Source organism: Oleiagrimonas sp. MCCC 1A03011 (assembly GCF_003267965.1).
Taxonomy (GTDB): domain Bacteria; phylum Pseudomonadota; class Gammaproteobacteria; order Xanthomonadales; family Rhodanobacteraceae; genus Oleiagrimonas; species Oleiagrimonas citrea.
In genome coordinates, this window is sequence record NZ_MSPY01000006.1 from 1 (window position 1) to 14338 (window position 14338).

At 57.3% G+C, this 14338-nt stretch carries 12 protein-coding genes and 1 pseudogene; 7 read left to right on the forward strand and 6 right to left on the reverse strand.

Annotated features, from left to right (window positions below):
• Positions 1-323 precede the first annotated feature (323 nt).
• The gene (locus BTJ49_RS11865) at positions 324-569 is read left to right on the forward strand and encodes an XRE family transcriptional regulator (protein WP_240601823.1); all 246 of its coding nucleotides are present in this window, start codon (positions 324-326) and stop codon (positions 567-569) included.
• A 43-nt stretch (positions 570-612) separates the two neighbouring features.
• Here BTJ49_RS11865 and BTJ49_RS11870 read toward each other — a convergent pair whose 3' ends face one another.
• The 3 genes and pseudogenes from BTJ49_RS11870 to BTJ49_RS11880 all read right to left on the reverse strand — a co-directional run.
• Entirely contained in the window at positions 613-1569 is a 957-nt protein-coding gene (locus tag BTJ49_RS11870) for a DUF932 domain-containing protein (RefSeq protein WP_113065637.1), read from the reverse strand.
• Positions 1570-1713: 144 nt separating this feature from the next.
• On the reverse strand, positions 1714-2190 hold the full coding sequence (locus BTJ49_RS11875) for a JAB domain-containing protein (protein ID WP_113065638.1): 477 nt from the start codon (positions 2188-2190) through the stop codon (positions 1714-1716).
• A gap of 447 nt (positions 2191-2637) precedes the next feature.
• A pseudogene (locus tag BTJ49_RS11880) lies at positions 2638-2721 on the reverse strand (transposase); the annotation flags it as partial.
• 361 nt (positions 2722-3082) lie between these two features.
• Between BTJ49_RS11880 and BTJ49_RS11885 the strand changes: the two are divergent.
• The 5 genes from BTJ49_RS11885 to BTJ49_RS11905 all read left to right on the forward strand — a co-directional run bounded on the left by BTJ49_RS11885 (position 3083) and on the right by BTJ49_RS11905 (position 9853).
• Complete coding sequence (locus tag BTJ49_RS11885; protein WP_113065639.1) at positions 3083-4426, forward strand: GTPase-associated system all-helical protein GASH; 1344 nt, start codon at positions 3083-3085, stop codon at positions 4424-4426.
• A gap of 172 nt (positions 4427-4598) precedes the next feature.
• Positions 4599-5384, forward strand: coding sequence for a hypothetical protein (locus BTJ49_RS11890; RefSeq protein ID WP_113065797.1), 786 nt, complete (start codon positions 4599-4601; stop codon positions 5382-5384).
• A gap of 3 nt (positions 5385-5387) precedes the next feature.
• Positions 5388-6224 carry a hypothetical protein gene (locus tag BTJ49_RS11895; RefSeq protein WP_113065640.1) on the forward strand — a complete coding sequence of 279 codons (837 nt, stop codon included), beginning with the start codon at positions 5388-5390 and terminating at the stop codon, positions 6222-6224.
• Between the two features lie 4 nt (positions 6225-6228).
• Positions 6229-8712: an effector-associated domain EAD1-containing protein gene (locus BTJ49_RS11900; RefSeq protein ID WP_113065641.1), complete on the forward strand. Its 2484-nt coding sequence runs from the start codon at positions 6229-6231 to the stop codon at positions 8710-8712.
• Positions 8713-8752: 40 nt separating this feature from the next.
• A complete protein-coding gene (locus tag BTJ49_RS11905) occupies positions 8753-9853 on the forward strand; it encodes a caspase family protein (protein ID WP_113065642.1) in 1101 nt (366 codons plus the stop codon).
• A 351-nt stretch (positions 9854-10204) separates the two neighbouring features.
• Here BTJ49_RS11905 and BTJ49_RS11910 read toward each other — a convergent pair whose 3' ends face one another.
• From BTJ49_RS11910 to BTJ49_RS11920, 3 genes are all read right to left on the reverse strand, one after another.
• The gene (locus BTJ49_RS11910; protein ID WP_113065643.1) at positions 10205-10705 is read right to left on the reverse strand and encodes a DUF4411 family protein; all 501 of its coding nucleotides are present in this window, start codon (positions 10703-10705) and stop codon (positions 10205-10207) included.
• Positions 10705-11856, reverse strand: a complete 1152-nt coding sequence (locus BTJ49_RS11915; protein ID WP_113065644.1) for an ImmA/IrrE family metallo-endopeptidase — start codon at positions 11854-11856, stop codon at positions 10705-10707. Before BTJ49_RS11915 ends, BTJ49_RS11910 begins: the two co-directional genes overlap by 1 nt.
• Before the next feature lie 348 nt (positions 11857-12204).
• The gene (locus BTJ49_RS11920) at positions 12205-13404 is read right to left on the reverse strand and encodes an integrase arm-type DNA-binding domain-containing protein (protein ID WP_113065645.1); all 1200 of its coding nucleotides are present in this window, start codon (positions 13402-13404) and stop codon (positions 12205-12207) included.
• A gap of 503 nt (positions 13405-13907) precedes the next feature.
• Between BTJ49_RS11920 and BTJ49_RS15545 the strand changes: the two genes are divergently transcribed.
• A complete protein-coding gene (locus tag BTJ49_RS15545) occupies positions 13908-14327 on the forward strand; it encodes a hypothetical protein (RefSeq protein ID WP_146742336.1) in 420 nt (139 codons plus the stop codon).
• Positions 14328-14338 lie beyond the last annotated feature (11 nt).

Below are 14338 nucleotides of genomic sequence, written 5' to 3' on the forward strand. Positions count from 1 at the left end.
CATGACAGCTATTCCTTTCTGTTGAAAAACGAACACATCCTCTCCGAGCACATGTGTGCTCGCCTGAGGGCGTGTACCTGAGGGTGGGTTCCATGGTTCGGCTGCCCCTGAGTCGGCCGACACCAGCCAAGGCGGGCGGGTGGTTACGCTAGATATATACTGTTACGGTATAGACTATTGCGCGCAGCGTATATAGGCAATCCTGTAGGGAGTTCAGCTATCGATGCTCAGACTTGCCTGCTTCTGTCGCCGCTACCTTCGCGAAACGCTTGAAGGCTGCCCGTGCCATGCGGGGGCTGTCCCAGCGAGCGTTGGGAGGACTCGTGGCCGGCGATAAGGCCAATGGCAGCGTGCGGATCAACCGTTACGAGCAGGAGGTCAATCGTGCGGACATGGACACCGCGGCTGCGCTGGCAAGGGCACTGAACGTCCCCTTGGCCTACCTCTTTGCAGAGGATGACGACCAGGCGCAGTTGCTTCTCGCCTTTGCCAAACTCAGCGATAGAGAGCGATCGGATCTCCTTGAACGAGCTCAACGACTCGCGACAGCCAGAGATCAGGACGACTGAAGCGAACGAACCTGGCAGATGATGAACCTGCCTGGTGAAGCGTTCAGGCGACCAGCTTCAGGGCTTCATCCCAGGCGCGTTGCTTGAGCGAAGCCCCTTGACCGAACCAGGCCGCATCCAGGCGGTGATCATGGCTACGCGCGCGCCGATGGTGATCGACAAACTCGGTCACGCTGTTGACCAATCCCCAGGCCGTTCCATCCGCGGATGCAAGATCAGAGCCCATGCCACGGCCATCAAAAAGTTCATGCATGGCCTTGAGTGCTCGCGCAGGGCGTGCGTTCCGGTTGCCGTTTGAAGCTGGCAGTTTCAGCACCTGGCGAAAGTACGCCTCGACAGCTTTAGGACGGACGTGGCAGTCGGCCAGCGCCTTGATCCGGTCGGTACAGTCATCCCAGGTCGACACGGCCAGCCCCAACTCTATCTTGACCCTGTCCGGATCGAACTGGCTCCGATGAGGCACCTTGACCGCTCCCTGTCCCCGACCAAGCGCCAGGGCAAGCGTGTTATGGCAGACAACACGCACCGAGGTGAACTGGGCTGTCGTGGCCAGCGTGCCGTCACAGGCGGTGGCCAGGAGCAGATACCCTTCAACACGGTCCCTGCGTTTGAGCGTGACGCTTTGGTCCGTGCGCGCCAGCGCCCAGAACTTGCGGCCTTCCTTCAGGACGCCCGCCGTCTCCAGCTCGAAACCGCCGGCCTCGATCAGATCCCGATAGAACTCCAGGATTTCGGCAGGCTGCACCACCTGGTAACGATCCGAGACGACGGACAACGGTGCCTTGGTGTCTGAGCGATACAGAACCTTCTGGCCCGGGAAAGGGTGCAAGGCCCCCAATCTGGATGTGCCGGCGACAAAACACACGTTCGAGGACTCGATCCGCCAGTCCATCCCCGCCTCGCGGGCCCAGACTTCGATCGGTTGATGCGGGGAAAGCGAAGTACCGATGCCGTGCCACGGCGTAGCGCTGGCATAGGCCATCGACTGAACAAGATGCATGACAAACTCCTTGAGCGATGTGGATGCCCCAACGCATAACGCCCGGCCGAAGCCGGGCGTTATGCCGTGAAGGGAAGGGTGGTAAAGCGGGTGAGGTTTGCCGCGAGCGGCGAGAGAACCATCCGTGGATGGCAGGCCACCTAGCTACATCAAGCCGCGTTCTGCGAGGCTGACGCATTCGGCTCCGATGATCAGATGATCCACCACGCGGACACCGACCAGGCGAAGCGCATCACGAAGCTCCTGCGTGAGGGTCCTGTCTGCCGAACTGGGTTCGGCCACGCCGCTCGGATGGTTGTGGGCAAAGATGGCGGCCGCTGCGTTGATCTGCAGGGCAGCCCGAACGACCTCGCGAGGATGCACGCTGGCGCCGTCGATGGTGCCGTTGAAGAGCCGTTGGCAATCGAGGATGCGATGCGCGTTGTCCAGCCACATCACATGAAATTCCTCGTGCATGAGACCACCCAAGCGCGCGCGCAAAAACTCGGCGGCATCGGTTGGGTTGTTGATCTTCCCAAGCCGCTTAAGCTTCTTCGAGAGAATCAGCTCGGCGGCCGCGAGAATGGCGTGTTCCCCGATGGGGCGGCAGGTGGAGGAAAGTGAAAACGGAATAGAAGGCATGAAAGTGCTCCTTTGGACACGGCATAACGCACACGGGCCAGCAAATGCCAGCCCGTGTGTGCTTCTGCGTGTAATTTCGAGAGGTTGGTAGCTGAGGCGTCGAGACGATCAGCAACTGATGGTTAGCGCGGAGGTTCTGGTCGTACGGACAATGGCTCAGTCAGGGCTGCTTGCTGACGCCAGAGATGAGTCCGACCAGGAAGACCACGGCGAACGCGGCCAGGTACTCGAGGGGAGAGGCAATGGATATCACGAAAGGCTCCTTGAGCAAGATCGCGGGGAAGGATGTCCCGCCTTAGTTGAGAACAAGTCTTCCGTTCTCCTAGTCGTGATATGGATCTGAAATTTTTTTGTTTGGGGCAAGATGGTTGAAGAGAGGGCGGTTGTCGAAAAGCAAGGTGAGGAGCGTGCCCCGATCCACCTGACCAGGTTTTATGGCTGGGATTGGCGGCACAGCTCCTTAACCGGAAGCCCGGCCTCAGCCTCACGCAGGAAGCCGATGATCTGTTCATCGGAAAACCGCTTCTTCACGTCCAATCTCCTTCGGGTGGGCTAGAGCCAACAGCGCCCAACTAGGCGCTCACTAGTGTCCGAGGTCTCCGTGGATGGTTGATACCGACCCGGAGTAGGAGTTGGCGAGTGTCCGTTATAGGGAAGCCGTTTTCACGCTGGAGTTAGCGGCGCAAGGTTTTCGCGCGTTCGCTTGGACGACGGGGTAGTTGACGATTTTTTGGCTGCGCTCCGATACGGATCACTTGCCACGGCGGTTCAATAGGTTGAATTCCAGACGAAGCCAACGCGCAGTAGCCCTAATTCCGTATCATCTGTTTACAGCTACCCCGAGCATCTCGGGTACTATCGCGCAGAGCCACAACAAAGATCGGGGACAGGGATGGAACAAGAGTTTCTTTTGAGGTTTCTTGAGATTGGGGCTATCGATCTCAAAGGCGATGACGCCAAACTCGAAAAGCTTCGAGCTACAGCCAAGGACCTGTCAGCAGCTCTTCGAAAGGCGCCTTCAAAGGCAGTCAGCTTCACGATGGTGGCTGCCGACCCCAATATTACTGCTACAGACCCAACCATAGATGAGGCAATGGCCTCTCTCCGCAAACAATGGGAGACTGTTGCCAACGCTTTTGCTAGCCACCCCATTGCTATCTTACGAGCCATCTTGCTAGACGCGGTCGTGCAAGCGGGTCGTTCGAATGATGCGATTGCTGTTGCTTTCGTCAATACGGCGCGTAATGCCTTGGCTTACGCCGAAGCATCGGATGAAGCTGAGATTTGGCGTGAAGCCGTCAGCGAAATTGAGACAAAGGTCGATGCGCGCGCCGAGACGGAGTGGGCAACGCCGGAGATGATTACGGTCGATCCGTTGCAATACACGCCGCCAGCTCCAGTATCTACGGACTATGGGGTGCCCTCTGTCGATAAGAGCGCGCTACGAGAAAACATCTTTTCAGCCGCAGGGCCATGGGGGCCTAATGAACCTAATCGATTTCAACCGAATCAGGCTCCACAATGGGCGCCAGTATTTGCAGACAAGATGAGCGCGGCCATCGCAGAAGCGCTGGAGGGCATGGCCGAGGAGCTTGCGCCATCCCCCATCGACCTCTCGGGTCCGCTGTCTACGCTGGCGAAGGCGGTCACCACTCACGTTGGCAAGGCGTTAGCCAGCTTCAGCGGTGCGACGGCAGGTCTACAGCGCCGCACGAACCTCCTTTGGTGGAAGGAAGCCCTCTACTCTCCGAGCGCCCATGCGAGCTACCTTGATTTACCGCCGTTCGAGGCCTCTGCCTTGATGGCGCTCGATCTTCACAAGCAACTGCCTACCTATTCACCTGCGAGTGTGTCCGCTTTCTTGCGAGAAGCCATCCGCTGCCTCCCGGTGGAAAAGGGTAGCCAAGGCAACGGCGAGCGTGATGTCCTTAGCTTGGTGCACGACGCAAGGACAACTGCATTCATGCAGCCTTTCCGCATGCTTGCTGCTCAGTACACGCCTGCCCCCGTTGGTCGGGGTCCGCTGCTGTCGTTGATTGGCCATCCGCAGGGTTCAGGCGCAATTGAAGAGGGGACTCTGCGCGTCCACGCTGGCATGGACGGCTCCACCAAGATGACGGCGTCCGAATGGGGAACATACCTGTTCCGTGAGTTGCAGACCGCACGCGCTATCACCGGCAGCGCAGCGAAGCGGGCCAAGAAGTCCGGCAGCCCAACGACGCGGGCCAAAAAGTAACGTGGCCATGGACAGGTGCCCCCATCCCAACTGTTTCGCTGACGACAACACTACTTGCACGCTGGGTCACATCCGGCTCGATATGTGCCCCGAGTGGAAGCGTGTCAGCAAGGGCGAGGTAGCGGTTCGGCCTGATTCCGATCAGATGCTGCTCCCATGGAGCGGCTTGGCGATGGGAGAGGCTGACCTCAACTTCGTCAGCGGCAAGGTCAAGCCGATCACAGTCGGTATCATCGGCCCGGAAAGCGCCGGTAAGACGACGATACTGGGTGCGCTCTATCTGCTGTTGGGTCGAGGTAACCTGACTACTGGCGACAATGTTTTCAGCAACTCATACACGCTGACAGGCTGGGAAACGGTGGCGGCAAGTCTCCGCTGGAAGCCTGGGCAGCCCCCAAATTTCCCGCCTCACACGCCCAGCGGAGCGGCTCGAGCACCCGGCATGCTTCACCTTGCCTTTCGCCAAAAGGATGGGTCGCTGCGTGACTTTCTTTTTGCCGATGCACCCGGGGAGTGGTTTCAGAAATGGGCGGTCAACGAGCAGGCAACCGACGCTGAAGGCGCCCGTTGGATTGCCCGACACGCAGACGTCACGTTGCTGATCGCTGACCGCCAGGCGCTTGCCGGACCCAAGATGGGGACCGCTAGAAACGACTTTCAGCTACTTGCTCAGCGGGCAGTTGCTGAGGCCCGGGGACGGCGTTTGGCACTCGTCTGGACGAAGGGAGACGTAGAGGTGGAGTCAGCCATGGAGGCGCAGATCCGAAAAGCTGTAGCGTCAGACTCATCAAACGTCCCGGAGTTCACAGTCAGCGTGTATCCCCGTAGCGAGGTCGACGCTGTAGAAGGCTTCCGCGAAGTGTTTGACTGGATACTTTGCACCAAGCGTCTGGTGGTGAATTTGCCCATGACAGAGGTGCCTGGTCACGACCCGCTTTTTCGATTCGGTAGGAGATAGTTGATGGCTTCTCAACACACCATCTTGCTGGTCGGCGAGTCGAATGTGGGGAAAACTCACTACGGAGCCCAGCTTTTGAAGCGGCTCATGGTCAAGGCGTGTGCGCTCAAGATGTCGGGTGCGCCTACTAACTTAGAGGCATTCACTGCAGCTCTCAGTTGCCTGACTGAGGGCAAGTCGACCGACCACACTCCGGCGAACACATACGTCGAGAGTGTTTGGCCTATTTCGGATGACGCCGGTCGCCACGCCGAACTGGTTTGGCCGGACTACGGTGGAGAACAGATCCGCAACCTTGTCATGCAGCGCCGGATTCCCTCCGCCTGGCGTGATCGCGTGCTCGATGCCACGGACTGGGTCATGCTTATCAGATTACATTCGCTTCGGTCCGAAGATGACCTGTTTTCGCGCCCGCTGCAGTCATTCGCTGCGACCGAGCTCCACGGAGGAACAGCCGAATATGAGCCGTCAGACCAAGCAAGGACTGTAGAGCTTCTTCAGATGTTGCTCTACTTGGCACAGTGTCATTTGGACCGTCCGCTTCGTAAGCCCCGCTTGACCATCTTGCTGAGTTGCTGGGATGAGCTTGAAACGACAGAGCTTCCGGTTGACCTCCTGGCATCTCGATTGCCAATGTTGTGGTCGTTCGTGCACAGCAATTGGACGTCGCCTAAGGTCATTGGCTTGTCAGCCCTTGAGCGTGCGCTCAGCAAGACAGATGCGGACCGGGAGTACGCCATCCGCGGACCCGAAGAATTTGGCTATGTGGTGCTACCAAACGGTGAAAAGAATACCGACATTACCCTTCCGATCCAGCGCGTAATGGCTAACGGGGTCTGAGCGAATGCGCGTCGAGCAGGCCGTCTACGGCGAGGTCCCCGGTCGCGGTCACGGACTCAGGGCTTCGAGTCCGAATGCATTCATGGCTGCGGACATCGCATCGAAACTCGACCTGCCAGATGCAGTACCCCCAGGTGTCCAGGCTTGGGCGCCATTCGTTCGCGGCTTTCCCATTGACGATCACTACGTCCTCGGTCGCACTTTCCTGGATTCAAGCGCATCGCGCGGCGGCATGGTGTTGACGCACGCGCTAATCCTTAGCTTGGAAGATATGTGTGAACTGGAAAGCCTAGCCGCGCTGTTTGGGTGGCTTGCCCCCTCCATCACTGACTGCCCCGGTTCGGTGGCGACACTTGAGTTTGACACTGCCGGCGGCATCCACGCGCCGGCCGCTGACTTAATCGGTACGGCTAATGCGTTGACAGCTCAAGGACTGGCTCCAGTTGTCCGACTGGGCGTCGAGGGATTCGATCACCTCGTCGATTCACTGTGGAGGAACCTCTGGCCGGCCTTGAGACGAACCTTCGCGTTCCGACTGAGCTTCGATCCGAAAGATGTGGTAGAGCAACCCGCGCCCGCGCTTGTATGCACACCCGAGCAGCTCCAAGCTCGCTGGACTAAACACCGCATAGTGAAGCCAAACGATCAAACCCCGGACTCTGAATCCGCAGGGTTTCTTTGCGGCCAGCGCGACGTGCAGCCCATCCTGGCTTTAGCCGAGGAATTGGGTCTTGAGGTTCACACGCTCAAAGGACTGAGCAGGCTTGAACGATTGCACACCATTCTCTCTGACGGCGAAAGCTTCGATGATTTGTTGGCCGCCATCCGCTTGGTAGACGGCCTTTCAAATCAGCCGACGCTTGGTGCAAGCATCAAGGCTAAGCTCATTGATCGGTTCACGGCCTTGATCTCAGGCGCAGGATGCAAGCAGTTGCTGTTGATGAGGAATTTGGGACTCACCAGTTTTGCCAACACGCGGTCGTTGTGGTCGGCTGTTGAGCTTCTTGTCCGTAACCTCGGATTTGCGCCGACGGACGACATCGACTTAATGGAGATGGTCGTAGCATCGGTTGATAATAATCTTGCATTGCCGCCGTGGCGCGCTGCGGTGACAGCCGGCTTATCGGCTGCCGCTCATCATGGCAAGCCCGCGATTTTCCAGGCTATCTGGAGATGGGCCGAGCGTAGTCAAGCCGCGTTTTCTGCGGCAATAAACACCTTGCCGGCTGACGCGGCAGTCCAGCAGCGGCTGGCGGAAGAAGTGCCAAGAAAGCTCCATGTCACCACTTCGGCCGGTTTGCTTTCGTCGCTGCTGGAGAAGCGCTGGCTGACCGCGCACGGTGCCACTCTAGCTGCAACGCTGTCCCCCCTCGATGCTACTTGTCAGCAGCTCGAGGTGGACAGGGACCCAGGCTACAGCGCCGGTTTGCGGTCAACCCTTCGGTACGCGAGTCCTCTCCAAATTTTGGAATGCACGCTCGCGCATAAGGACTTGCGCTTGGTGGAATTGTGCGCAGACGTGGTCGCAGTCCATCCTCAAGTCCTTTCTAACATCCGCTGCAATGACATTACCGAGCAAAAGGTTTGGGGCGCTGCCGTTGGCAAGAACTCCACCTTGTGGGATGCACCAACCAATGCCATCGGTGTGCGCGACACTGTTTTAGCTCAACTCGCAGAAGGGCGGCTTGTAGACACGAGTCTACTTGAGGCGCTGGCAAAGACGCCCTTGGCTGACCTCACCGCCGCTCCGGAGCGAGCGCAACTGTGGTCGCTCCTACCTCCTTCTCTGCAGCGCCACTACTTGCAGGCAACCGCAACCGGCTGGCTAGAAGCCGCTACGAAAGGTGTGGCGATGTCCCCGCCTGAAGCCGCACTTGAGCGAGCCGTCCTGGCGAGTTCGGCCTTACAGTCTGTGCTTGAAAGGTCTTCGTTGGCGGTTGATGCGCGTTTAGCGCTCGTCATGACCCTCCCGTCATTCCCCGAAGAATCGTTCATTACATGGCTACGCAACCTTTTGAGAGACGTCCCCAGTCTTTCTCATACAGAGTCTGAGCAACTGGGAGCGCTTGTGGCGTCCCGACATTGGGGGCTAGCGGCGAAATATCTTTCGGAACAGTTTGCCGACCATCGTCCAGATCTCATGCCAGGGCTACGGCTATGTGCAGGCTTGCTTAGCTTTATCTCGCGTTGGAGGCTTGGGATCTCAAAACCAAGCGCTGCCGAGAAGTGGAAGGCTTTCTCAGAAGAGGCTTGTGAACTCTATCCAAGCGGTCCGGATAGCAATGAGCTTTGGTCACGTGCCGGAGGAAAGAATTCGGGCCTTCCGGGAAACACTCAAAACGGGGCAACACGTTGGCACAACGCGTTGCAGTCAATCCGCTATGGAGGTCGCCCGACTGCGCGTGAGCTCCTTGCACAGATGTGTCAGGACTTCCCTTTGAACGAGAAACTACGACTGTATGCCAGCGATACGGACATCGTTGGTTAACGTTGACGCTCCCACAAATCCATCGTTTATTCGTTTAAATATGAAATCAACAGGCTACCCACAAGGTTACGCCCTTCTTATCGGCGTAGCGAACTACCGACAAGTTTCCAGCCTACCTTCTGCGATTTTGAACGACGTCAAGGACGTCGCCGAGACACTCTCATCGCAGAAGTATTGCGCCTATGACCCTGTCAACGTCGTCACCCTCTTGGACACAGAGGCTACTCGAGCCGCCGTATTGAAGGGCTTAGACGAATTGGCTGCCCGTGTGGGCCCTGATGACACCGCTTGCGTGTTCTTCTCCGGCCACGGTGCTGTTGTGGGCAGCCCAGGAAATGAGGACAGCGTGCTCGTGACTGTCGATAGCGATCTGGCTGACATTGAAAACACATCTATTAGATCAGATGAGCTAGCCGCGGCACTCGCTCAGATCAAAGCGAAGCGACTGCTGGTCTTCATCGACGCCTGTCATGCAGGGGGGGCTGCGATCTCGAAGAGATTGACCGATGACAAAGGCCACGAGCTTAAGTCGGGCTATAGCCAAAGAGCCTTCGAGAGGCTAGCTGTCGGGCGCGGGCGTGCGCTGATGGCATCGTGTCGTGCCGACGAAGTTTCAGCCGTATTGATCGGCGCGAGGAACAGCGTTTTCACAACTGCGCTACTAGAAGGTCTGCGTGGAGCTGCCGACAAGTATGCAAGCGGTTTCATCAAGGTCTTTGACCTATTTAATTACGTTTCCGAAGAGGTGCCTAAGCTGATACCAGACGATCAGCACCCAATATTTAAGGCAGACAATCTTGAAGTGAACTTCGCTGTCGCGCTTAGCCATGGCGGTAATAAGGCGCCGTGTAGCCCCGAGACTACGCCCACGGGGCAAAAGGAAGATTCTTGGTCGGTGTTAGAAAGTCTCCTGATCGAGCTCTATCCATTCGGACCGCAAGATCAGGAGGTGTGGAGCCGGTCAGGTGGCGACCTGTTCCGTCTCCAGCTTCATCCCAATGGTCAAGCTGCTTGGCACGCAGCGCTTCGCACGCTGAAACAGGGGGGCGGCGGCAGGAATATCAGCTTCAGCAGCTTGCTTCGGACGGCAAAGGAAGACTTTTCGAACCATGCGCAGTTGGCGATGCTGCAGGCGCCTTGAGCGCGACCGTTTGGGCATGAATGCTTGACGCGGTAGGTTAGTCGGCACCCAAGCTCAAGCTAAAAAGTGTCACTTTGGTCTTTGCCAAGCTTATAGAATACAGTTGACATTAAAGGTCCTTGGGGGCTCTAGGATTTCCATATGGCGCTTTGAGGCAAATGTCTACGGTAGCCGACTGGCTATTGTTAGCCGTTGGCTACCTCTGCGATTCTGGTGACGGCCGAGGATGATGCGAGGGGCCGTTGTCGACCCAAAGCGGCTTGCTGGCGAGTCTTAATTGTCTCCGTCCCTTATTCCCTTATTCACAACAATCTACTCCCGAAAAACATCACCCTCGCCGCGCCATACCACTTACTGAGCTGCCTGCGGCCCAAGCACGAAGCGCGCTCGTTCGCGGCGGAGCATTTGGTATGGCGACATAAAGTTGAGCCGGAGGCCAACACAAGCGTTTGGGATTTTGATCTTTCTCAGAGTATTGCTAGTCACTTCATGCGTAACCACCACATGCCCGTGTGCCAAGGCGTGCGCAGTAAGCCAGTAGTCTGCGACTTGCAGAAACGTATTGATCGCCGCCGGTTCGTAACCTTGATCTGAGGCCCATGCACTTACATGTGGAGCAGCGGCTAAAACTTCGTTGTCAGGTGGAAGGAAGAATTCATCTCCATGCCCCCCGCCCCACTCGGAAAGTTCGTCCTCACCTGCCCGAAGTTCATCGCCCACATGACGAATGCTGTAAACCATACCCTCAGCGTTTTTCGTATTCAGCCAATCCCAAAAAGCCGGACAGAAATCGAATCCGTACTGAAGGTTTTTGGCTTGGATGAACACATTGGCATCAAGTAGATAAGCCATCAGGTCGGCATCCCCAACGAGCGTCCCAACTCATTGAACGTAGTCGTCTTGGCAATGCCAAGCATACGGAAGGCATCACGGTACAGTGTCCGCCCTTCTAACGTGCTCGACACCAAGGACCGCGCAAATCGTTTGCTCACACGTGCCGCTGTTGTGCGATAGAAATCACCACCTCCGCCACCACGAGCATCGATTTCTTGGATACGCGCTAACTCCTCCCTATACGCGACAAAGAATGCCTCGCGGCTCACACGCCCTGCATCGAGCAAACGTCGAAGGATGACCAGCGAACTTACCTTGAAGCTTCTGGCTAGACGCTTCATCGTGTCAGTCACCGACTCGTTGTCAGTCAATTCGGCCCGAAAAATCGCCATTGGAACCAGCAGCTCTGCTGCCACTTGGTTGCACCAAGCTTCCGTAGAATTGTCTGGCTGTGCATCGACACTTACGTCAGAAAGGGCGGTTTGGCCGAGCCAAAGGTGCGCCAGCTCATGGGCCAGCGTGAACATCTGAGCAGCTTTGCTATCCGCACCATTGATGAAGATGAGTGGCGCCAAGGGATCGGATAGCGCAAACCCTCTGAACTCCTGAGGGTCGAGATGTCGTCTGTTGTTGTTGAGCACAACGCCACTGACCATCACCATTACGCCAACCTTATCCGCTTGAGCGATGAAAGTGCGCAGCGCTTCGGTCCATGTTGGGCACTCGCGACGCGCCTCGACACTGAAACCGAGCGTTTCGCGAATGTGATTTGCAGCTTCTTCCGGAGCTTCTGTCATCGATAGGCTGCCAACAAAGGGCAATGGCAACTCAGCTGTGGCTCGCGCGTCCTCCCGATACCAGTCCTGACGCTGCTGACAGATGTAGATCGTGTCCAGCAGATTGGGGCTTGGGCGAGCGATAGGCCTGTTTGCAATCGTGCGAAAGTCAGGAATCGGCACCGGTTCTTCAGGTGGTGCGGGCAGAAAGAAATATCCCACCGGAGCGTGCGTGGCCTTCGCGAATTGCTCAAGTTGCCGAAGAGTCGGTTGAACCTCGCCGGCCTCCCAAGCTTCCAAGTTAGGAAACCGTGTCGCTAGCGCATAGCTGTCCATGCCAGCACGCTCCCGCGCCCAGCGGAACATATCGAGACTGACGGCGACACGATCCATGTGGGCATGGTAGCTAAATTTCGGGTACGTATCCCATCACCCAAGCGAATCGCGCACGCATTCTTGATTTTGAAGTTCTCGCTGGGATGCCAGGCCCCTGTGGAGAACGGAGTCAGATTCACTTACGTCTGTTTGGATAGTGCGAAGTGAGTGGACGGCTTCCCTCGCTGACCGGTTGCTTCTGGCCGGATGGCGACGGTCGGACATCTGTCGCTGCCGCGCTGTGTCTTTCCATGAATGTGCGCTTTTCAATGCCTTCCGTTGGCAGAAATGAGAAGCGACTAAGAAAGTGAGTAACAAATATGCATTTTTAGACAAATGTCTATCTAAAGCAAAAGCCTACGTCGGCTATTCGACAGACACCGAGCAGTTGTTGAGGCGAAGGCCATCCAGATAGTCAGCCCATGCTTGCATCATTTTCTTGCGCTCGGTGAGGTGTGCCGTGCGGTTGTAAGCACGCCCATTGGGATCGCGAACGGCGTGGGCTAGCTGGTGTTCGATGAAGTCGGGGCGAAAATGCAGGACTTCGTCTAAAACGGTGCGAGCCATGGCTCGGAAGCCGTGCCCGGTCATGGTGCCACGATCGAAGCCAAGGTAACGCAGGGCGGCATTGATCGTGTTCTCGCTCATCGGTCGCGATGCTCCCCGCGCGCTGGGGAACACATAGGCACTGCGGCAGGTGAGGGGAAGCAGATCCTTCAGGATGGTTACGGCCTGCGAAGCGAGCGGCACGATATGCGGTGTGTTGGTCTTGCTTGTCGTGTAGCGCCATTCGGCCGCATCAAGATCGATATCGTCCCATCGAGCCTGGCGTAGCTCACCTGGTCGAACGAATACCAGTGGAGCAAGTTTCAGGGCGGCTTGTGTGACGGGTGACCCCTGGTATCCGTGAAGTGCCCGCAGTAGTTCGCTGATCTGTGCCGGCTCTGTGACGCTGGCGAAGTGCTGCGTGTTCGATTGTTCCAACGCGCCAATGAGATCGTTGGCCGGGTTTCGTTCGGCGCGACCGGTAGAAATGGCATAGCGAAACACGCGTCCAGCGAGCGAGCGGGAGCGATGTGCGGTTTCCACGATTCCACGTTGTTCAAGCTTGCGAAGAGCGGACAGCAGCAGCGGCGCAGACACGTCCGTGATGGGAATGTCGCGGATATCTGCCAAGTCTTTCTGGATGAGGCGCCGTTCACGCTTGATCGAACCCGCGCTCAGGCCTTCGCGTTCCCGCTTGGACAGCAATTCCAGGGCGATGGCGCCGAACGTGGTCTCAGCCGACTCAAATTGCGCTGCCCGTTCGATTCGAGCTGCGTGTGCCGGGTTCGCACCACCTTTCAAAAGCGCGCGTTGTTTGTCGCGCTCTCTGCGGGCTTCCATCAGAGACATTTCGGGGTATTCGGCCAAGGTGATGATGCTTGCCTTGCCGGCGAAACGGTAGCGATAGCGCCACACTTTGGCGCCCGTAGAGCGAACTTCGATACACAGGCCGTTGGAGTCAGCCAACCGATATGACCGGGGCCTGGGTTTCAGGGAGCGTAGCTTGGTGTCGGTCAGCATGTGAGTCAGATTGTCGTCGTGTTGAAGTCTGACTCACAAAGTGACTCACATTGTCTCTGGATGCAAGGGGATGCCTTTGGACAGCATAAGACACGAAACCCCGCATATAGCGGGGTTTCGTGTCTATGTCGGGACAATTTTGGACGTTGCTGGACAGGTGTATGGTGGGCCCACCAGGACTCGAACCTGGAACCAAGGGATTCGCGTACCCCGGGGGTTTCCCTCCGGCGCGGACTATCTCTTCACCCTCCGACGAAGCGGATGGGGTGCGGGACGCTCGAGCCTGTAATCAAGGGCGCTCAAAGCCCTCAGGTAGTCTCTGCACCTTCCGACGGTGTACCGCCGGCTTGGCTCAGGGTTGCCACCGGCCGAACCGCTGAGGTTTCCCTGAATTCATCCCGTTCCCATCCGTGCATTCCTGCACGGTGGCACCTTTCGATGAGTCCCCTGCTCTAACCATTGAGCTATAGGCCCGTCCGACAATGGTACCAACTGAAGCATTCATGGTGACGGGTGAACCGAATTTAGATTATGTTTATATGATGAAATCAGCAGCATCATGCGTGGTCTGCGGTGCAGATCTCGTCGGGCGTCAGCGACGATTCTGTTCCCGGCAGTGTAAAAACAGTGATACCAACAACCGTCATCAAAGCTATGCCTGCCAGCAGGAGCGTGGCAAACGACGCAAGGAGGGGTTGGTGAGGGAGGCCGGAGGTTGCTGCACGAGGTGCGGGTATGCCAAGAACCTAGCGGCCCTTGCCTGGCACCATCTGAAGCCATCAGACAAGTCATTCAGTCTGGATGTGCGGGCGATGTCGAATCGAAGCATTGCGGAGATCCGTGCCGAAATCAGTAAGTGCGTGCTGCTCTGCGCAAATTGCCATGCAGAGGTGCACTTCCCGGAGTTTTCGCTCAACTCTTAGAATCTGGCGGG